This window comes from Sphingobacterium zeae (genome assembly GCF_030818895.1).
Classification (GTDB): Bacteria; Bacteroidota; Bacteroidia; order Sphingobacteriales; family Sphingobacteriaceae; genus Sphingobacterium; species Sphingobacterium zeae.
The window spans coordinates 673,724-693,926 of the sequence record NZ_JAUTBA010000001.1; the positions used below are offsets into that span (position 1 = coordinate 673,724).

Here is a 20,203-nt window from a genome sequence, read left to right on the forward strand (position 1 = left end):
TTGAGGCGATAATATATATTCTTAAAAATAAATTCTACGAATGAAATATTGCGCAATCGCCTCCGGAAGTAATGGGAACTGTTATTATGTCGCTAAAGACGATTCTGCCATTTTGATAGATGCTGGTATCAACAGTAAACATATTCACCTTCGGATGTATAATTTGGGTATTTTACCCACGCAGATCAAAGCAATTTTCATTACACACGAGCATTCTGATCATATAAGGGGGCTATCCGTATTCGCTAAAAAGTATAATCTACCGGTTTATATCACTAAAGGTAGTTATGAGGGTACCAGGTTGCAACTTCCATCTCATTTGGTACATATCATAAGTCACGATGAAGTTGTTGAAATAGGAGGGCTCAAAGTGTATGGTATTCCCAAATATCACGATGCCAAAGAACCGTGCAGCTTTCTTGTTTCGGATGGCACATACAATATTGGTATATTGACCGATATAGGGCGGCCCTGTGAAAATGTACAACATGTTATCCAGCATTCGGATGTATTGCTTCTGGAATCAAATTATGATGAAGATATGTTGCGGATAGGCCGATATTCCTATTTTCTTAAAAACAGGATTAGTAGTGGATGGGGCCATCTTTCAAATCGGGTTGCCGTTGAACTGTTTAATGCCCATAAAACAAAACGTCTTAAACATCTTATTCTTACTCACCTCTCCGGTGAAAACAATACGGTTGATCTTGTACAGCAAACTTTCGAACCGCATTGCGAACGCATCAAGCTCCATGTCGCAACACGATATCAGGAAACTGAATTGTTCGATCTGAAACATGTGCTCGAACAACATTTAGCTGCGTTTTCAATGCCTGTGGCTCTTTCTTCTTAAACTTTAACTCCATTCGCTTCGCAGTTTTTCTTAACCCAAGAAGATAAAATACTGTAAAATAAAAAATATACTTGATTTAAAAAGATTTCCTGTTATATTTGCTCTGTTTTTAATCAGTCTAAATTACATCGGTGTAATAAAAGACGGCTAACAAATACCATGCAATAGACGGCAATCTATTACATGGTACAAATCTACATACAGCGGCAACTGCATGTAGGTGACTGAAACAGTATGCTGTATCAGTTACTCCCGATATACGATATGGAAGAATTTACAAGATAACGAATTTTATCATTTATTCGTTGTTGGACTCCAACAAAACCTGGAATTCTCCCATAATAAGTTGAAGAAAAACTAAACATCAATCAACATATTATGAAAATTTTAATTTCATTCTTTACCTTTTTAGCGGTACTGCTGTGTAGTAATAATAGTTATTCACACGCACTCTGGATTGAAGCATCTTCTTATGGGACACTCAACCAAGCCCATGAAGTAAAAGTATATTACGGTGAATTTGCAACAAACGAAAGAGATCAGGTCGACAAATGGTATTCCGACGTGAAGGACTTCTCACTAATGTTGCATACTCCTGGAAAAGAACCCATCAAACTTCAGCTGACGAATAAAGGTGATCATTTTAGCGGCTCATTTCAACCTGACGTAACCGGAACCTATTTTCTATCCATTGTCAAGGCACCTAAAGATTTGGGTGGTAAAACGAAATATGAATTTTCTTCGCTTGTACCGGTTATCGTTGGAAAACCGACAGTACTTGATTATAGCGTCGTAAAAAATCCATTGCAGATTGAACTGCTTACAGCGAATAACTTAAAAAAAGGTCAAAGCTTGCAAGCAAAGATCACCAGTAATGGCAAAGTCGTACCTCAAGCCAAAGTATCCGTTTTTTCTGCGACAGGTTGGGGGAAAGAGTTTGTTGCCGATGAGAATGGCCTGCTAACGTTTGATGCCCTCTGGTCGGGTCCTTATGTTTTGGAAGCAAGTACCTTTGCGGAGGTTGCGGGTGAACATGAAGGGAAACCCTATGCATCTGCATGGCAGGGTAGTACGACTTTTATTACCGTGAAATAGCTGCAGACCCGAAATATGCTGAATAATCAAAAGGATCCATTGAAACGTCGAAACATTAATGGATCCTTTTGAAAAAAGAAGATCTAAAAAAACATCTACCATACTACATTCATGAATAAAACATTATCCTTTTTAGCCATTCCTTTGATAAGTTCGGTTTTTTCTGTTGCACAGGCACAGACGAACAAAGTTATTGAAGGGGTTCTTATCAATGAAAAATCTGAGCCCATTTCCGGAGCGACCGTAAAATTGACGAATACTGGTGTCACGACAAGTACGGATAGTGAGGGACACTTCATCTTCGATAAGCTTGCTTCGAAGACCTACCATTTGGAGATTAAAGCGATCGGTTATAGCAAACACGTGATGGAAGTGAACGTGAAAGATGTACCTACAAACCTAGGCCCCATCCTATTAAAGGACCAATCGCAAGCAATCGATGAAGTTGCTGTGTATGGTAAATACTATGAACACTATAAATTCGATAGTATATCGGGATCTTTGCGTCTTAAAACACCAATCTTGGAGTTGCCTCAGAATATACAGGTTATTTCATCCGATTTAATGGCCGATCAGCAAGTATTTGATATTGTCGATGGTATCACCCGGAATATTAGCGGGGCTACACGCCAAGGTCACTGGGACAATCAGTACGCTAACATACGCATGCGCGGATCTAAGATTCCGGCATTTCGTAACGGTATGAATATCGAGGCCTCTTGGGGACCAACTGCCGAAGATGCGAGCATGATCGAACGAATCGAGTTTGTAAAAGGACCAGCAGGTTTTATGCTAGCGAATGGTGAGCCAGGAGGGTTTTATAATGTTGTTACCAAGAAACCAACAGGAAATACTAAGGGATCGGCGACATTTAATGTGGGAAGTTTCAGTACCTATCGCGCCGCGGTTGATTTTGATGGTAAATTACGGAAAGATGGCAAGTTGTTATACCGTTTAAATATGGCTGCCCAGCAAAAGGATTATTTTACAAAATACAACTACAATAATCGTGTTGTTGTGGCTCCAGTTGTGACTTATAAGGTCGATTCTTTGACGAATTTAACATTTGAATACACTTATCAAGGATCTACCTATCTGGCAAATGGTAATTATACTTTTTCGCCTAAGGGATTTGCCGATCCAGATATTTCCAATGATTTTTTCTATGGTGACCCTTCCATGGAACCAGGTAAGCTTAAGGACCACAGTGCATATGTTTATTTAGATCGAAAGTTGAGCGATCGCTGGAAATTACATGCGCAGATGGCGTACTTCAATTTTGATATGAAGGCGACAAGTACCTGGTTGAATTACATGACTGCGAATGGTAACATGCCTCGTTATTACAGTATTGCGGACGAGCATGGTGAAAATCGCTTCGGTCAGGTTTCTTTAAATGGAGAAGAATATACCGGTAGTGTTCGTCACCGAATATTGGTCGGAGCGGATTATGGAAATAAGAAGTTTTGGGGCGATTTTGGAACTCTACTCGCTGAAATTCCAGGTACGCCATTGAACGTCTATAATCCACAATATAACATTCCGGGAACAGTTTTTCCTGTTGTTGACCGATCAAAGAATATCAAGGTGCGCGCCGGAGGTTCCAACTATGTGAATTTAACTAGCTATATGTCTTTCTACGCACATGATGAGATGGCTTTTTTAAATGAAAAGTTACGTCTTTCTTTAGGATTGCGTTATACTGTGGCAGAGACGCTGGGAAAAACAGTAGGCACGCAGGTAATACCAGACCAAAATGATAAGGCATTTTCTCCACGTGTCGGGTTGAGTTATTCTATTGACAAATCGACAAGTGTTTATGGGTTATTTGATCAATCTTTTGTTCCTCAGGCTGGTTCTGATTGGGAAGGAAATCCTTTCAAGCCAGTTCGTGGGAACGATCTTGAAGCTGGTGTGAAAAGAGAATGGGGAGGTGGAAAGTGGATATCGACTTTAAGTGCCTATCAGATAAAAAGAAAAAATGCACTAGCTGATGATTTTGATCATCCAATACCAGGAAGTACAAATAGTTTCTTTAAAATAGCTATAGGTGAGACAACATCGAAAGGTATCGAATTTGATGTAACTGGCGAAGTGCTACCCGGATTAAATGTGAATGCCAACTATGCGTTGACGGACTCTAAAATATCAAAAGATTCAAGAGAAGAGAAGATTGGTGATATTACGCCAAATACTGCAAAACATACTGCCAACGCTTGGGTATCCTATCGTTTGCAGCAGGGTCCGTTGAAAGGTATCGGCTTTGTCGGTAGCGTTCAAGGAATGTTTGATCGTGCTATCGGAACCACGAAAGAAAGTAATTTCAAGAATTATTTGCGAACCGATGGTGGTATTAGTTACCAAAAAGGCAGATATAATATCTCTGTAATGGTTAATAACTTGTTGGACAATAGAAAGCTGCTTACAGCAGGCTCTATCACAGCAAAAAATGCTAAAATAGCAGAAAGTGTGAGCTATTATACCTACATCGTAGAAGCGCGACGTAATTTCCGTATGGGAGTTACCTATAAGTTTTAAACAAACGATCTAGCTAAAATATATAACTGATGTATAGTACATTGCTTATCGTGATACTTTGTGGAACCTATCTTTTTTACAGTTCAAGTAAAAAAGTGAAGTTCGGGTCTAGACCACCTTGGCTAGAAAGAATGTGCGCACAAACGAAGTTTGTGCGCATTTTAAGCATATTACTGCTACTCATTCCCTTTGCCGTCGTGCTTTATCTGCAAGGTTTCGGAGCGGGCTTTTTTGCTTTTTTTGCTTATTTCATGTGCATGATGAGTCTCGTGGTTTTATTGAATCCTTACCGCTATTTTAAATTGTATCCGATTTTGGGCCTCTATTTATTTAGCCTTTGTGTTGAATTGTTGATTTCCTAACCGATAAAATATGCCTGCCAATAAAAAATATCTCAGTACACCCTTTCAACGGTTCCTGAAAATTACAGCCGGTTTTGTCGGTGGTTATGTTGTGATGCTCTCATTTCATGTCTTAGTCACACATATTTTTGAGAAAAAAGATGTTGTTGCTACAGCGTGTCTCACCGGTTATCTATTATGGGCAATATTGCTCTTATTGGCCTTCCTTGCTAAGAGCGGATGGAAGATATGGGGGATATACTTGCTTTTGGCAGCAATTTTCTCTTTGCCTTATTTCTTTAAAATGTAATTCGTCATGAATAACCGAAATTATAATATTTACTTCAATACACATACCATCAGTGGCATTACCATTTGTGCTATCCTCTATGTGATATTCTTTGCGGGTTCATTTGCATTTTTTAGACATGAAATTGCTGCCTGGCAGAATAATACATCCTATAAAACCTACCGTGAAGATCATCAAAACTTTGACCGATTGCTAGATTCAATCAAGGGGCAGACCAATTTACAAGGACGTGATATCACCTTTTATATGCACCGCGAAGGCACAGCAGCTTATGTAGCACTTAGTGCATCTAATGATACAATCGTAAACAAAGAAAATTTAGCCAAGATAACGCCCGAACAAAAAGCCGCAAAAAAAAATAGCCGAAGAAGAGGAGGAGAGGATGATTCGAAAAACTTTACCTACAATTTCGCCAACAAAAAATATGGTGATTATGTGCAGAATTACGATATGGGAGAGTTTTTATTCCGTTTACATTTCTTGGCCCAACTCAATCAAGTACCGATTAGGGTAGGCATAGCACCATTTGGTTATCTTATTGCAGGCATAACCGCTTTTATTTTTCTATTTGCTCTTATCACTGGGTTATTGTTACATTGGGATAAGATTGTATCGAACTTCTTTGTATTCAGGCCTTTCAGCAAATGGAAAACAGTATGGACCGATATGCATACGGCATTGGGTGTTATCGGTTTTCCATTCCAATTTATCTTTGCCGTGACCGGAACCTTTTTGATTATCAATTCGGTATTGGCTTTACCACTTAGTAAGCTGCTTTATGACGGTGATCAACAAAAAATGTATCAAGACATAGGTGTTAGTGCGGATACAAATTTCCCTTATACCTATAAGCACCTTGATGCACAGGTTAAGATCGCTCCATTTTTGGATTTGGCAAAGTATAAATGGCCAGAATCCGATTTTCAGCGCATCACGATCAAAAATTACGCAGATTCCAATATGCATGTTGTTATGGAACTGGAGCCGCATTTTAATAAGAGTTTTGCTGGTTCGGGTATATTATCCGTGCGAGTTGCCGATAATACAATTGTTGCCGAAAAATCCCCTGTAAGCCAAGCTACCTATGCAGATGGGGTCCGCAGCATTATATATCGGCTGCATTATGGCGATTATGGAGGCTACCCGCTCAAGATGGTGTACTTTATTTTAGGCGTTATGGGCTGTCTCGTTATTATCTCCGGTATACTGATCTGGTTGGTCGCGCGTGACAAAAACAACGTAATTCCACGAAAACGAAAATTCAATTTCTGGGCGGCCAATATTTTCACAGCAATATGTCTGACGATGTTGCCTGTCACTGCATTAACTTTCATTGCTATTAAATTGATTCCGGAAGTCAATCAGGATTTTATATACCGCGTTTATTTCTATAGCTGGCTCCTATTTTCACTGTATTATATTATCCGGAGAAGCATTCGCAGAACCAATCGCGAAACATTGCTTGTGGGAAGTATCTTGGCATTTTTTATTCCACTTGTCAATGGTTTTATGACTGGTAACTGGATCTGGGATACCTTCCGCAATGGACAGCGGGATATTTTTGTCGTCGACTTTTTATGGCTGATGATTGGTATAATTGGTTTAATCGCCTATAACAAGACTAAAAAATTCTTTGAGACGATTCGTTAACAAAAATTCTTTTCTCTCTGCGAGGTAAATATATTTCGTGCTTTTAGATTTCAGCGCGCCAACAAGGTATCCTTGGCGCGTTTATAGGATAAGGGTTAAATACTTTTAAGGTCAAGATCTGGGTAGACAACGCCTCGCGGCGCAGATCAATTTTTATCCAATGATACCAAACTGATGATCGCGGAAATTTCCTCTTACAATACAGCCTTAAAAAATCGCCCGAGGCGCATCAGATCCTGTGCCGTCTTTTCGTTCCAGTCCACCGCATAGTTAAGCCGAATACAATTCTTAAACTGATCGTGCTGCGTAAACATCCTTCCAGGTGCAAAACTCAACTTTTGTCTGAGCGCATAATCGTAGAGCACCGTTGAGTCTATCTTTTTGTCCAGCTCTAACCAAAGTACAAAGCCACCTTCGGGCTGCGACATTTTGGTGTTTTCAGGAAAGTGTGCCTCAATGCTGTTTCTGAAATTGACATAATTGTTGTACAGTTTTTTTCTGAAACTATTGAGGTGATGGTCGTACCGGCCGATCTGTAAGAATTTAGAGACCGCCTCTTGATAAATTGCAGGCTGCGAAATCGTCTGTATGAGTTTTTGTTTTAGGATCTTATCCTTGTATTGCCCGGGCTCAACCCAACCGAGCCGAAAACTTGGGGCTAATACTTTGGTAAATGATCCACACCACATTACCAGTCCCTCTTCGTCAAAATATTTGCATGGCTTGGGCCGTGACGAACCGAAATAGATGTTCCCATAGAGGTCGTCTTCAATCAATGGAATATGGTGGTGTGCCAGTAGTTTGACAAGCTCTTTCTTGTGCTCCTCAGGCATGAGTGCGCCCAATGGATTGCTAAAGTTGGTGACAAAACAACAGACATCAATTTTATGAATAACTTTTTTCAGAGCATCCAATTCAATTCCCGTAATAGGGTGGGTAGGAATCTCGATGGTTTTGAGACCCAATAGTTGAAAAGCCTGAATAAAGCCAAAATAAAGGGGACTTTCTACCGCTATGGTGTCGCCGGGTTTAGTGACGGCACGAAGGCAGCTGTAGATGGCATTCATGGCACCCGACGTGATAATAAGATCCTCGTCACTTATTTTTCCTTCAAGTACCAATGACCATTTGGCAATTTCTTTCCGTAAGTTCGGACTTCCCTGTACCTGTCCATATTGATCACCGTAATCATGCAGCTCATGAACCGACTCTATAATGCATCGATTAAGTTTTTGAATCGGAAGTAATGATGCACTGGGTAAACCCAGTGAAAAGCGTGTAATTTCCTTGTCTTCCAGGGAGTGGAAAACTTTATCGATCAATGCCGCGGGATCTTGTTTCTTTTCGTCGATTTTGAAGGTAGAAATGGACGGGATAGCCATCCGACGAAGGCCGGATCGACTAACGAAATAGCCTGATTTGGGACGTGATTCAATTAGCGATCGACTCTCTAGTTCCATATAGGCACTTTTTGCCGTATTTAAACTTACATTGTATAATTTCTGAGCGCTGCGGACAGAAGGTAAACGATCGCCATATACTAAAGAACCATTTTTGATCTGGTTCTCGACAATATTGGCTATTTTTTTATATAACAGTTGCTGTTCCATCCTTATGCTAATTTACTGTTTCTGCTTTGATTTAACCAGTTATTATATCGGTAGATTCCTTTTCTGAGCGATTCTTCCGAACCAAATAGGTCCATCAACTGCTGCTCAAAGAAGGATTGCGCTTTGTCCGTGAATACTTTGAAGAGCGTATCCGAAATAGGACCCTCGTAGGTCATTTCGACCGACAGTAAATTCTTTTTGCAGAGTATTACAGATGAAAAGGCTTTTAATTGATTGCCTTGTTCGAGCACTAGGAAAGGCATGCTTATCGAGTCTGTATCCAGGTGTTTTTTGTTGAGTATTTCTTTGATAAGCGCTAAATCAGAAAGATCCACTTGTCTGATCAGATACGGTTGATGTGCAGTTGTCGGCATAAGAATAAATCTTTTTGCTAATTTAAGAAGGGTACAGGATGCAGTTTAGGTACAGAGTGGTGTTAAAACAGGGGTACAGAAAAAAATTAGGTTGTCCTGTGATTTTTGTAATTTCCATTTAAGATCTTTAGACTTTATCTGGATACTTGTCGGTGGCGTGGTTAGCTATTGGTTAGAAATTTTCTTACAATAGCTTTCCATCTCCTAGTTACATTCTTCGATAAATGTAATGGTGATTTCTTAAAGGCTTCAACTGATCAATTCTGCGTATTCCATCGTATTTAAGGCAGTATTTAATAGTATACAAAAGTTTAATAATCTTGTTATTCACCAAAAGTAATGCTTTTTGGTGAATAAACTCACCGAAAAGCATTACTTTTGGTGAATACAGAATGTACTATGATACAGCGATTAATCAAAAATAAGTTGGAGCAAGCACTTTTTAAGGGGAAGACTATCCTACTAATTGGTCCGCGGCAAGTAGGTAAAACTACCCTGATCAAAGAGATACTTTCTGGTGACGATTATTTATTTTTGGATGGGGATGATCCCTTGGTAAGGACTTATCTCAACAGTCCTAACACAAAAAAGATTGAAACAATTATTGGTCAAGCTAAAGTGGTATTTATTGATGAAGCACAGCGCATCGAAAATATAGGTTTAACAGCAAAAATTATACATGACCAATTTAAAGATGTACAGCTTATCCTCAGCGGATCCTCGGCGCTTGAGTTGAAAACTCATACGCATGAACCATTGACAGGACGTAAGAGAGAGTTCAATCTTTTCCCTATTTCTTATGCAGAATATGAGCATAGTAGTGGCTTTCTTAATGCTGCAAGCGATCTGGAAACCAGACTGGTTTATGGATTTTATCCAGAATCGATTACTAGCCGCGGTGACGAACGGGAAGTACTCAATGAGATCTCTCAAAGTTATTTGTATCGGGATATTTTAGCCTTAGCGAATATAAAAAAACCAGAAGTTCTCGAGAAGATCCTTCAAGCCCTAGCCTTTCAAATTGGATCCGAAGTGAGCTATAATGAAATTGCCCAGCTGACAGGAGTTGATAAAAACACTGTTGCCAATTATATTCATCTCTTGGAAATTTCTTACATTATATTCCCCTTGACTTCCTTTAGCCGAAACCTGCGTAATGAAATAAAGACAAATCGAAAAATATATTTTTATGACAACGGAATCCGCAATGCTGTGATACAAAACTTTAATCCAATCGAATTAAGAGATGATGTGGGTGCACTTTGGGAGAATTTTCTGATTTCAGAACGCTTAAAACACAACAGTTATAGCCGACGTTTTGTCAACAAATACTTTTGGCGGACGAAACAGCAGCAAGAAATCGATTATGTAGAAGAAGCGGACGGCAAAATAACTGGTTACGAATTTAAATGGAACCCTAAGGCGAAAGCAAAAATACCGTCAAATTTTGTAGAAGCCTATAGCGCAGATGTTCAGGTAATCTCAAAGGATAATTTTAGAGCGTTTATTGGTCTTGAATAATCCCTTGAAATAAGGGTGCCCAGGCTTCTATTTTTGATAGCCCGTTCTATTCAACTTGTTCGACCAGCTGTTGGTTAGAAATTTTCTCAAAATAGCTTTCCATCTCTTGGTTACATCTTTCCATAAACGTTTTTGTGCGTTTTTGCAATTCTATAATTGTTAATGGATCTCCTTTATAATTTGCATTGTGCGTAAATTGTTGTTGTGCTTCCGTAATGTTTTTAAAGGCCTTAAGCGACTCTTCACGGTCCAAGCAAAATGTGGCGTAAGCATCAGGAACTATCAATTTGCAGAGTTGCATGAGGAAAGTGAGATTGATCCGTTGCGGTTTGTATTGAAGTACGGTATTGATTACGCCAAGACAAACTTGTTCCAGCGCTTGAGATAACATATAATATATGGCCTCGATGCTTATTGCTAAGTAGTCTTCCTCACAAGGTAAATATAATGTGCGCGCGTTATTATAGCGTGTCTTCCATTGTTGACGTACATAACCTAGATTTAGCTGTGGGGCAATGATGCTTTCCCGATCGATATTGGCTATGGATGGATTCTGAAACCAGATGTCGCCCACTTTGATGAGCGAGACAAAAAATGGATGCCCGTTTGAGAGCTGTTTGGTGAAAGCTTTCGTGTTTTCCGCGACCATCGTAAGTGATACATTGTTGGGAAGCATACCTGTTATGAGCTGCGTTAGATTATTGATGTCGGTGCTTAAAATATCATAAGCGACCAAGATATAGTAAGCATGCGTTATGCAATCATTTTTTACCCTTTTCAGCGCATTATGATAGTTGTGATGATCAGAATCATAACCGAAACATACGACCAGCGCAGGGGTGCAATAGCGCTCTATAGCATTTAAAATGAGGTCCCGATAATTAGCGTTACAATAACTTTGATTGTATATTTCATTGTTATTTTTGCAATTTTCAACTTCGAAGTTAGTGACTGCAGGCGAGTTAAGTTTTGACTTAATTTCTTTGAATAAAATATTCGAATAATCGTATATCCAGTTTAATGTATTGATAGCAATCTGATAGGCTGTTTCTAATACATCTTCATCGATAAAATAGTCAAAGTGATATCGATAGTCAATGTAAGCCTTATTAATTTTCTCCAAAGCCTGTTTGTTTTCGTTATTATCGGCTAGTGTGCCGAGGCGATCGTCGAAAGCTTTGAGATAGTTTATATGGTTTTTTAGCGAATGCGACTTTTTATCCTCAACGACGAGGATGTTTTCTGCTGTTCGAAATGCAAGTTCTAAAGCTTGGTGTAGCATAAATGCTGCGTGTGCATGATTTTTATGTTCGAAATAGAAATTGTAACCCTCTATAAAAGATCGAATCTTGCCCTTTTCCTTATCGATATATGTTCGTGTTTTTTCGATGACTTCGTCACTTTTATTATCTGGTAAGACAAGGGGGATGTCTTGCACAGGATTCAGATAAATGCGGTTTTCAGGTTGGCAAATAAGGTATGCCCGACCTAAACCTTGATCTATTTTTTGTTGTATTTCGTGCGTGAAGTTCACATTGATATATACATTGGGATAGGAACCAACAGTTTTGTTTATAAGACCATTGGCATCGGAAAATCGGATTCCGGCATTTGAGCTAAGATTGACCTGTAACATTTGATACTTTTTACCATCGTGGTCAAAAGTCCATTGGTAAATTTCATCGACGGCAACGGCACGAAGGATTGCCTCGATAATAGGGGTAAGTTCGGTGTTCATAATTAATTTGGTTTGGTGTTCTGGTTATTATCTATTTTTCCTTCATACCTCTTTGTCGACGCACAAATTAGGTTTTTATTAAGCACTGTTTTAAGCGGTATTCAACGAGCCTGATACCATTTATTAATTCCCTTCTTTAATTAATCATGAATAGTTTATTTTTCAACTGTATTCATGAATTGGTTGCACTTTGGTAAAATAATTTATGCGGGTTTCATTGATCTTTGGTGATTTAAAAGAGATTAGTCTATCGTTTCTAAAGTGCTATTTTCGCTTACGGGGATTTCTGATGTGTCCGAGCTTTGGCTGTCTTCAATATCACTACTATTTTTCTGCGCTTCTTTTTGAGCATATTTTTTATCAATACTTTCTTCCATGATTTGCCGTAATATAGGTTTCTCTTTGGTAGACTGATGAGGTTCATCATTGATAGCTTTTACATAAGATGGAACATTTAAGGATATTCCCTCATCTTTATAAATATAGTGTAGGGCGAATGCGAGGCGCATCAGCAATTCTCGTATGGCCATAATTTGATCGCCAAAATATTCGTAGTTACCGGAGTCGGATACCGTTAGATAGTGCATGATATCATCCATTGTATCGTACCATTTTTGAAGAGATTGGTAGGAGAAGAACTTACTGATGGTGTCAGAAGGATCTATATGTCCATGGGTCGTATATTCCAGTTTAAATACGTAGTTGTGGTAGTCTTCTTTTGTCGAAAAGAAATTCAATGGATTTTCTTGTTTCGGAAGTTGACATTGGTGAAAAATTACATAAGCCACCTCAATCTGTTTGATCATTTCTTTGCAATAATATCCGTTTTCAGCAAAATTGCGATTTGCCATTTCGGGGACAGTTGCTGCGTTGACAAAAAGCTGAATATGATTCATCCAACAAATAATATCCATTTCATAGCGATAGAAATCCCTGATATAGATCATTGGATTTTTGACTATATCCTTGCATAAATAGCGAAAATGTTTCGCTTTTAGTTTCTTTTCCGTATTTTTCATCAGATTATAATTTTTTAGTCAATGAAACCGCTGTTAGGGCTAATGCTGATCCGTGCACTGATTTAAAGCCTTGTTGGTTTCATATTTTTTGGTTCGTAAAGTAGTTTATAATTGTCTTCGATGACACTAAATTAAGAACTATTTTTCGGTAAAGCAAATATTTATATTAAAATTTTCGGTAATGGGTTCTGTTTTGAAGAGAATTAAGATTGTTGCGGATAGGGAGGGGATGAGTGTTTCAGCTTTTGAAGCTACAATAGGGGCAAGTAAAGGGGTTTTTACCCGTGCGCTTGCCAATGGAACTGATATACAATCCAAGTGGTTAATAAATCTTGTTGAAAAATATCCGCAATATTCTTCCGAGTGGTTACTAAAGGGGGAAGGCGATATGCTAAAGCCTAATCTCATATTAAAAGAAGAAGAGGGAACTTATTTAACACCTGAATTGGAGGGAATTACGAATTCTGTAATCAATAGTTTGAGACAGGTTATAGCTTCGCAAAACATCACGATTAAATCTCAAGAGAAGACAATTATGTCCTTGGAGAGATTGTTGTCTTCATTAGAAAGAGAGCTCGATTTACTAAAGAATAAATAAAGCACAAAACATTTTTTAAAAAGGGGCAAAAGTGAATGTAAAGGAACGCGTGCTGCTGATCGCCGAAACCAAAGGCATCAGTAAAACCAAATTTTTCAGAGATGTGCAACTTTCCTATGCAAACTTTAAAGGAGGGCAGAAGAATACCGCACTCAGTTCGGATGCCATGATCGCTATATTGTCCAAACATCCCGATATTAGTCCCGCATGGTTGTTGATGGGCGAAGGAACCATGATGCGGAAGGATGAGAAAGTGGAGGTAAGTGCGCCGCCTGTCGAAACACCTCCAACCACAGCCGAAGGCCTTGGGATTTATAAGCAGTTGGTCAATGCTTTAGAGCAAACGGTCAAAGCACAAGAAAAGACAATCCTCTCATTGGAAGTTCAGGTGAGTTTACTGCAACGCAAATAGTGACATACGGTAGTTTATACATCTGATCGTTCCCTAGCTCAAAAAATACCTGACCCCCGTGATTTCATTGGCTTCTTTTTTGTTTTAATTTCGATACTAAGAAGCTGTTTGTTTAACTGGCATTTGGGAACGCTTCAATTGCATTTAGAGAAAGAGTATTCCCTGCTGTTTGAGCGATATTAAACGTAGCTCATATCTGAAAAAGAATTAAATGTATGTCAAAAAAAGGATTACTTATACTCTGCTTTTTTGTTAGTTGGTTTATCAATTACGCAGTAGCACAGCCAGCAGGTCAGCGGCCAATGTATACCTCAACATGGGGGCACCTTTACCGTGAAGCAGGAAACAGTAAAGACCTCTTGGGAGTTTTTCCGACGGAGGCACCTGTCTACCTGCTAGATTCCACCAATACACAGTATAAGGTGCAGGTGAGTAATGGGGATATCGGGTATATAAACCGTCAGCCCCTCAAAAGTGCCATGTTCGGAAAAAAATCTGCTGGCGAGCCAAAACAATATTTCTATAGTGGAACAACAGATGCCCAATGCCCACATTTCTATATACAGGTCTCGCAATTGCGCGTGCATAAGGCACCCAATACAACAAGCACCGCTGTGCGTAGGGCAGGGCTCAATGAAATGGTATGTGTCGATTATGTGCCGCTGTATGCTGACGGATGGGTGTATATTGGCGATCACTTTCATGAGCGACCTGAATATATTCAAATGAAATATCTGGGGGCTCAACTCACCTATGAAAAGGTCTTAAAAGATTACTTGGACGTCAAAGGAAAGGATCAGGAAAAGGAGCTGGCGGCGGTAGGTCGTCTGCGGGAAATAGGCTGGACCAAGTATTCCAAATTGAAAGAAGCCCTTACTTATTGGAAGGAAACCTACACCAAAGCAGGAGTAGTGGATCCCAAAGTTGATATCGATTTTGAATTGGTCTTGGCCGATAAGTTTCACAATGAACTCCAGTCTGAAGTATATGCAAAGAAACTAAAAGCTTTAAACTTTCATTTCGAGTGGAAAGGCGTGTCTTTATTTGACGGAAAGATCACAGATGCTCAAATGAAGCAACTGGCTTTACAACGGGTTTCCGAAATCCCGGATATGCCCGAATGTGGGTGGGAGCCACAGTACTATTATAAAACACCCAATATGATCGTCGCTTTTGAAAAAAATAGTAAAGGGCGAGTGGCGGGTAGTTTGTACCAGCTATTTTTTAGTGCTGGCGAAACCATTGTCATGGGGAGTGAGCGGATGGGTGCTAATTATGCAGAAAAAGACTTTGTAGACCACTTTGGCGACCTGCTTTCGGCGAATTGGATCACTGATCCGCATGTATATTATATCCAGAACGGCGATGCTGGGCTATTTATCTTCAGATTCGCCGATGGGAAACTCGCCAGCTACGAATGTATGTTTTACTGTTAATATTCGAAAATAGCGTCGGGGGCACGGAAAGACCACTAAGTGTCTGAAGATGTCCTTCGTCTGTGTCCTTAGCAGGAATTTTATTAAACAGGAGGAACGGGGATGCTCAGAAATAAGGCCCTTTGAAGGGAAATTAAAATTCCGCTTTCAAAGGGCCTTAGTATGTTGTTGAAAACTTAAATTACACTATTTGCATTTCAAAGAGTTTCGCAATATGGCCTTTCAGTTTTTCTTTCACATCTTCCATGTCGACTTCTTTGCCAAGTTCCCGCTTTAACGACGTAACATCTTTATCGTCAATGCCACAAGGAATGATATTGCTAAAATAGTCAAGATCTGTATTGACATTGAAGGCAAAGCCATGCATGGTCACCCAGCGTGAAGCACGTACGCCCATCGCACATATTTTGCGCGCTGTTGGCTTATCCGGTTCAATCCATACACCTGTAAACCCGGGATATCTTCCGGCTTCAATACCAAAATCAGCACAGGTCAATATGATCGCTTCTTCCAGTGTGCGCAGATAAAGGTGGATATCCGTAAAGAAGTTGTCAAGATCCAGAATCGGGTAACCGACAATCTGCCCGGGGCCGTGATAAGTAATGTCACCACCGCGGTTGATCTTGTAGAATTTGGCCTCCTTCTCTTCGAGCCCTTTTTCATCTAACAGCAAGTATTCCTCGTGCCCGCTTTTCCCCAAGGTGTAAACATGCGGATGTGCTGTGAAGATCAAGTAATTTGGGGTAATGGTCGTTGTCGCATTGACCCTATTGTCGTGCTTGATATCCAATACTCCCTTAAAGATGGATTCTTGTCTGTCCCATGCTTCTTGGTAATCGACAAGACCCCAATCTTGAAACTGCACCTCTTTGTTCATTTCGTATTTTTTTAAACTTTGAATGGGCATAAGGCCCATTCACAGGATTGTTTGTCAAAATTAATACAATAAGTTATTGTATGGATAACGTTCATTGTGCATCTTCACAATGATATCGTACAGTTTTTGTTTGAACTCTTCAATATTCGTTTTATTTTTTGCTGATAGGAAGATTGCGGGATCTGCATTTTTTGCCATCCATGAATTACGGAAATCATCCAATGTGACCTCGATCTCTTCGCCATCATGCCCTTCTTCAATAGCCGGTTTGTAAAGATCAATCTTGTTAAATATCGTAATCACTGGTTTGTCCAATGCCTTAAGATCTTTCAATGTCTCATTTACCGCCTGGATATGGTCCTCAAAGTTGGGGTGTGAGATGTCGACTACATGGATCAAGACATCGGCTTCCCGAACTTCATCCAATGTGGATTTGAAACATTCCACCAAATGGTGCGGTAGTTTACGGATAAAGCCGACCGTATCTGAAAGCAGGAAGGGGAGGTTGTCTATCACAACTTTGCGTACTGTGGTGTCCAGTGTAGCAAAAAGTTTATTCTCGATCAGTACGTCAGACTTGGAGATCATATTCATAATCGTCGATTTTCCTACGTTGGTATAACCTACCAAAGCTACACGGATCATCTCACCACGGTTTTTCCGTTGCGTCTCGTTTTGCTTGTCGATTGCTTTTAGGCGTTCTTTGAACAAAGAAATTTTGTCCAGGATGATACGTCTATCGGTTTCAATCTGTGATTCACCCGGACCACGCATACCAATACCCCCGCGCTGACGTTCCAAGTGGGTCCACATACGGGTCAGACGTGGTAAAAGATATTGCAATTGGGCCAATTCTACTTGTGTCTTTGCCTGTGCAGTTTTGGCATGTCGGGCAAAGATGTCCAAGATCAGATTGGAACGGTCCAGTATCTTGCGTTTTAATTCTTTCTCAATATTACGCAGCTGCGAAGGTGAAAGCTCATCGTCGAAAACAACGATGTCGATTTCTTCCGCTTCGACGTATGCTTTTATTTCTTCCAGCTTTCCACTACCGACAAAGGTAGCTCGGTCAGGGAAACCTAGTTTCTGTGTAAACATACCTTTGGTTTCACCACCGGCAGTCTGCACCAAAAATTCAAGTTCCTCCAAATATTCCTTTGCTTTTGTTTCCGTTACGCTTGGGGTGATGACACTCACCAAGACGGCTGTTTCGGGTTTTATAGCTGTATCGTGTATTTTAAATCTGGCCATTTTGTACTATTAAGTCTTTTAAGTGAAATCGAAAGGTGATTGAACAGTGCTGTGCAAGCTATTTATTACCTAACTCTTGTTATTCATTCACTTTTTTAATTATTGTTCAATGAGCCCGAAAGCTCGATGTTTGTTTGAAAAGGTAAATTTAAGAATTTATGTATTTGTACACCACACAAGACTGATGCCGATTATGACATAATTCTCCATTAACCAATAAATTTCCTGTGATTTGCTTACCAGGGCAACTCAAAATATGTAAGCGTTCGGTCGCCATCTTTTGCCTAGTAAAAGAAGGGATATTTTCTATATCATGTTCATAATGATGCAAAAGTAAATAAATTTGGTTTTATAAACAAAAAAGATAAGGGGCTTTTAGGAAGCCCTGCCCTGATGGATCAATTTTCCTAGCGAAAATGACATGCGGTTAAGAAATCTTGTCCCAGGCAATGCCATCTGATTTTCTTGCGAGGAAGCTTCGGAGCAACTGATTTTTTTCGCTCTGGAGTGTTGGATCTTCGTTGAAGATTTCAATGACTGTGTTGCGGCATTCCGTTAGCAACGCTTGATCGGTGGCCAGATTGGCCATCTTGAGGTCAAGTACACCCGACTGTTGCGTGCCGGAGATGTCGCCCGGGCCACGTAACTGTAGATCGACTTCTGCAATTTCAAACCCGTCATTGGTACGCACCATGGTATCCAGCCTTAATCGTCCTTCTTTGCTCAGCTTATTGCCCGACATCAGAATACAAAAAGACTGTTCAGCACCACGGCCTACACGGCCACGCAATTGGTGCAGTTGGGATAATCCAAATCGTTCGGAATTTTCGATGACCATCACCGATGCATTGGGAACATTGACGCCGACCTCGATAACGGTGGTGGCAACCATAATCTGCGTTTCATGTTTGACAAAGCGCTGCATCTCAAAGTCTTTATCTTTTACGGGCATTTTGCCGTGAACGATACTGATCTTGTATTGTGGTAGCGGAAATTCGCGTTGCAAATTTTCTAGTCCTGCTTCTAAATATATCAGATCAAGTTTTTCGCTTTCCTTAATGAGCGGGTACACTACATAAACCTGTCTGCCTTTGGCGATCTCCTCGCGCATAAAACCAAACATCCGCAAACGCGAACTTTCAAAAAAGTGGACAGTTTTGATTGGTTTACGTCCTGCAGGTAATTCGTCTATCACGGAGATGTCCAAGTCGCCGTACATGGTCATCGCCAATGTCCGTGGAATTGGTGTTGCTGTCATGACCAGCATGTGTGGTGGAATGACATTCTTCCGCCAGAGTTTGGCCCGCTGTTCTACACCAAAACGGTGCTGCTCGTCAATAACAACGAAGCCCAGGTTGTTGAATTTTACCTTGTCCTCGATTAGGGCGTGGGTGCCAATTAAAATATCTAAGCTGCCATCTTCCAGTGCCTGGTGGATCAAACGGCGTTCTTTCGTACTAGTGGAGCCAGTGAGAAGCTTTATCGTAACAATATCGTCGCCAACAAGATCTTTAAGTCCATGATAATGCTGGGTCGCCAAGATTTCTGTCGGAGCCATCATACAGGCCTGAAATCCATTGTCGACAGCAAGCAACATGCTCATGAGGGCAACAACCGTTTTCCCGGATCCAACATCGCCCTGTACCAGGCGGTTCATCTGTGCACCTGTATTGGTATCCATACGGATTTCCTTCACAACGCGCTTTTGCGCTCCTGTCAAAGGGAATGGAAGACGTTCATTAAAGAACGTGTTGAATTTTTCACCGACTTTATTGAACCGCTGGCCTCTGAATTTCTGTGTATTCAGCTGCTTGTTGTTGAGCAGCTTGAGCTGAATAAAGAATAGCTCTTCAAATTTGATGCGTTTGATGGCTTGGTTCAGCTCCTTTTGATCGCTTGGAAAATGGATGGAAGCGAACGCCTGTTGCCTGGAAATGAGGCCATGTTTAGCAAGCACATTCTGGGGAAGCGATTCATCAATACTACGGAATACGGTTTCCAATGCAGTTTGCTGCAAGCGTTGGATCCCTTTGGTATCTAGATTGAACTTTTTGAGTTTTTCTGTCGACGAATACACCGGCTGTAAACTCATGTTGCCGATCTGTTTAACCTGCGGATTATATAAATCCATTTCGGGATGCGTAATGGAAAGCTGCCCATTGAATTCGCTCGGCTTGCCGTAAATAATATAGGCTGAGCCGACTTTTAATGATTTTTGGAGCCATGGGATGGACTGAAACCAGACCAATTCCATGGAGCCCGTTTCGTCTTTGAAAGAACCGACAAGACGTTTCGTTTTTTTCTCGCCCACGAGTTGTAGCGAAACCAATCGCCCCAGTACCTGTGCCGCCATCATATCGGGATGAAGTTTCCGGATTTTATGAAACTCTGTACGGTCGATATAACGGAAAGGATATTGCGTCAGTAGATCACCAATGGTAAATACCTGCAACTCTTTCTTGAGCACATCTGCCTTTTGTGGACCTACACCTTTGAGGTATTCTATGGGGGTAATTAAACTTAATTCAGCCATTCTTCTTGAATGGCTAAATTACAAAAAATTTATGCGTTTATGGAGCC

Annotated in this window: 16 protein-coding genes; 9 read left to right on the top strand and 7 right to left on the bottom strand. The window is 40.3% G+C overall.

Going from position 1 to position 20,203, the window contains the following annotated elements; genetic code table 11:
• Window positions 1-40: 40 nt before the first annotated feature.
• The 5 genes from QE382_RS02930 to QE382_RS02950 all read left to right on the top strand — a co-directional run bounded on the left by QE382_RS02930 (window position 41) and on the right by QE382_RS02950 (window position 6,787).
• Complete coding sequence (locus tag QE382_RS02930) at window positions 41-853, top strand: MBL fold metallo-hydrolase (RefSeq protein ID WP_307184614.1); 813 nt, start codon at window positions 41-43, stop codon at window positions 851-853.
• Between the two features lie 378 nt (window positions 854-1,231).
• Window positions 1,232-1,948 (top strand): DUF4198 domain-containing protein, encoded by a 717-nt coding sequence (locus tag QE382_RS02935; RefSeq protein WP_307184615.1) that lies wholly within the window; start codon window positions 1,232-1,234, stop codon window positions 1,946-1,948.
• Between the two features lie 111 nt (window positions 1,949-2,059).
• A complete protein-coding gene (locus tag QE382_RS02940; RefSeq protein ID WP_307184616.1) occupies window positions 2,060-4,486 on the top strand; it encodes a TonB-dependent receptor in 2,427 nt (808 codons plus the stop codon).
• Between the two features lie 372 nt (window positions 4,487-4,858).
• Window positions 4,859-5,137: a hypothetical protein gene (locus tag QE382_RS02945; protein WP_307184617.1), complete on the top strand. Its 279-nt coding sequence runs from the start codon at window positions 4,859-4,861 to the stop codon at window positions 5,135-5,137.
• A gap of 6 nt (window positions 5,138-5,143) precedes the next feature.
• Window positions 5,144-6,787: a PepSY-associated TM helix domain-containing protein gene (locus tag QE382_RS02950; RefSeq protein WP_307184618.1), complete on the top strand. Its 1,644-nt coding sequence runs from the start codon at window positions 5,144-5,146 to the stop codon at window positions 6,785-6,787.
• A 194-nt stretch (window positions 6,788-6,981) separates the two neighbouring features.
• Here the strand turns inward: QE382_RS02950 and QE382_RS02955 are convergent, their stop codons facing one another.
• Both QE382_RS02955 and QE382_RS02960 read right to left on the bottom strand, forming a co-directional pair.
• Complete coding sequence (locus tag QE382_RS02955; protein WP_307184619.1) at window positions 6,982-8,397, bottom strand: aminotransferase-like domain-containing protein; 1,416 nt, start codon at window positions 8,395-8,397, stop codon at window positions 6,982-6,984.
• Between the two features lie 2 nt (window positions 8,398-8,399).
• Window positions 8,400-8,771: a hypothetical protein gene (locus QE382_RS02960; protein ID WP_307184620.1), complete on the bottom strand. Its 372-nt coding sequence runs from the start codon at window positions 8,769-8,771 to the stop codon at window positions 8,400-8,402.
• 399 nt (window positions 8,772-9,170) lie between these two features.
• Between QE382_RS02960 and QE382_RS02965 the strand changes: the two genes are divergently transcribed.
• Window positions 9,171-10,292 (top strand): ATP-binding protein, encoded by a 1,122-nt coding sequence (locus QE382_RS02965; RefSeq protein WP_307184621.1) that lies wholly within the window; start codon window positions 9,171-9,173, stop codon window positions 10,290-10,292.
• Between the two features lie 46 nt (window positions 10,293-10,338).
• Here the strand turns inward: QE382_RS02965 and QE382_RS02970 are convergent, their stop codons facing one another.
• Complete coding sequence (locus QE382_RS02970) at window positions 10,339-12,030, bottom strand: HEPN domain-containing protein (protein ID WP_307184622.1); 1,692 nt, start codon at window positions 12,028-12,030, stop codon at window positions 10,339-10,341.
• A gap of 242 nt (window positions 12,031-12,272) precedes the next feature.
• Entirely contained in the window at window positions 12,273-13,049 is a 777-nt protein-coding gene (locus QE382_RS02975; protein WP_307184623.1) for a hypothetical protein, read from the bottom strand.
• A 181-nt stretch (window positions 13,050-13,230) separates the two neighbouring features.
• On the opposite strand from QE382_RS02975, the gene QE382_RS02980 reads away from it, so the two are divergent.
• The 3 genes from QE382_RS02980 (at window position 13,231) to QE382_RS02990 (ending at window position 15,495) form a co-directional block, all read left to right on the top strand.
• Window positions 13,231-13,647, top strand: a complete 417-nt coding sequence (locus QE382_RS02980) for a hypothetical protein (protein ID WP_307184624.1) — start codon at window positions 13,231-13,233, stop codon at window positions 13,645-13,647.
• 31 nt (window positions 13,648-13,678) lie between these two features.
• Window positions 13,679-14,059, top strand: coding sequence for a hypothetical protein (locus tag QE382_RS02985; protein WP_307184625.1), 381 nt, complete (start codon window positions 13,679-13,681; stop codon window positions 14,057-14,059).
• 215 nt (window positions 14,060-14,274) lie between these two features.
• Entirely contained in the window at window positions 14,275-15,495 is a 1,221-nt protein-coding gene (locus QE382_RS02990) for an SH3 domain-containing protein (RefSeq protein WP_307184626.1), read from the top strand.
• 181 nt (window positions 15,496-15,676) lie between these two features.
• Here QE382_RS02990 and lipB read toward each other — a convergent pair whose 3' ends face one another.
• The 3 genes from lipB to recG form a co-directional block, all read right to left on the bottom strand.
• Complete coding sequence (gene lipB / locus QE382_RS02995) at window positions 15,677-16,372, bottom strand: lipoyl(octanoyl) transferase LipB (protein WP_307184627.1); 696 nt, start codon at window positions 16,370-16,372, stop codon at window positions 15,677-15,679.
• A 60-nt stretch (window positions 16,373-16,432) separates the two neighbouring features.
• A complete protein-coding gene (gene hflX, locus QE382_RS03000; protein WP_307184628.1) occupies window positions 16,433-17,623 on the bottom strand; it encodes a GTPase HflX in 1,191 nt (396 codons plus the stop codon).
• 427 nt (window positions 17,624-18,050) lie between these two features.
• On the bottom strand, window positions 18,051-20,156 hold the full coding sequence (recG, locus tag QE382_RS03005; RefSeq protein WP_209578488.1) for an ATP-dependent DNA helicase RecG: 2,106 nt from the start codon (window positions 20,154-20,156) through the stop codon (window positions 18,051-18,053).
• Window positions 20,157-20,203 lie beyond the last annotated feature (47 nt).

What these genes read in the sequence shown, in the direction of transcription:
- QE382_RS02930 (WP_307184614.1), top strand. Translation starts at nt 41, where the DNA reads ATGAAATATTGCGCAATCGCCTCCGGAAGTAATGGGAACTGTTATTAT.
- QE382_RS02935 (WP_307184615.1), top strand. Translation starts at nt 1,232, where the DNA reads ATGAAAATTTTAATTTCATTCTTTACCTTTTTAGCGGTACTGCTGTGT.
- QE382_RS02940 (WP_307184616.1), top strand. Translation starts at nt 2,060, where the DNA reads ATGAATAAAACATTATCCTTTTTAGCCATTCCTTTGATAAGTTCGGTT.
- QE382_RS02945 (WP_307184617.1), top strand. Translation starts at nt 4,859, where the DNA reads ATGCCTGCCAATAAAAAATATCTCAGTACACCCTTTCAACGGTTCCTG.
- QE382_RS02950 (WP_307184618.1), top strand. Translation starts at nt 5,144, where the DNA reads ATGAATAACCGAAATTATAATATTTACTTCAATACACATACCATCAGT.
- QE382_RS02955 (WP_307184619.1), bottom strand. Translation starts at nt 8,397, where the DNA reads ATGGAACAGCAACTGTTATATAAAAAAATAGCCAATATTGTCGAGAAC.
- QE382_RS02960 (WP_307184620.1), bottom strand. Translation starts at nt 8,771, where the DNA reads ATGCCGACAACTGCACATCAACCGTATCTGATCAGACAAGTGGATCTT.
- QE382_RS02965 (WP_307184621.1), top strand. Translation starts at nt 9,171, where the DNA reads ATGATACAGCGATTAATCAAAAATAAGTTGGAGCAAGCACTTTTTAAG.
- QE382_RS02970 (WP_307184622.1), bottom strand. Translation starts at nt 12,030, where the DNA reads ATGAACACCGAACTTACCCCTATTATCGAGGCAATCCTTCGTGCCGTT.
- QE382_RS02975 (WP_307184623.1), bottom strand. Translation starts at nt 13,049, where the DNA reads ATGAAAAATACGGAAAAGAAACTAAAAGCGAAACATTTTCGCTATTTA.
- QE382_RS02980 (WP_307184624.1), top strand. Translation starts at nt 13,231, where the DNA reads ATGGGTTCTGTTTTGAAGAGAATTAAGATTGTTGCGGATAGGGAGGGG.
- QE382_RS02990 (WP_307184626.1), top strand. Translation starts at nt 14,275, where the DNA reads ATGTCAAAAAAAGGATTACTTATACTCTGCTTTTTTGTTAGTTGGTTT.
- lipB (WP_307184627.1), bottom strand. Translation starts at nt 16,372, where the DNA reads ATGAACAAAGAGGTGCAGTTTCAAGATTGGGGTCTTGTCGATTACCAA.
- hflX (WP_307184628.1), bottom strand. Translation starts at nt 17,623, where the DNA reads ATGGCCAGATTTAAAATACACGATACAGCTATAAAACCCGAAACAGCC.
- recG (WP_209578488.1), bottom strand. Translation starts at nt 20,156, where the DNA reads ATGGCTGAATTAAGTTTAATTACCCCCATAGAATACCTCAAAGGTGTA.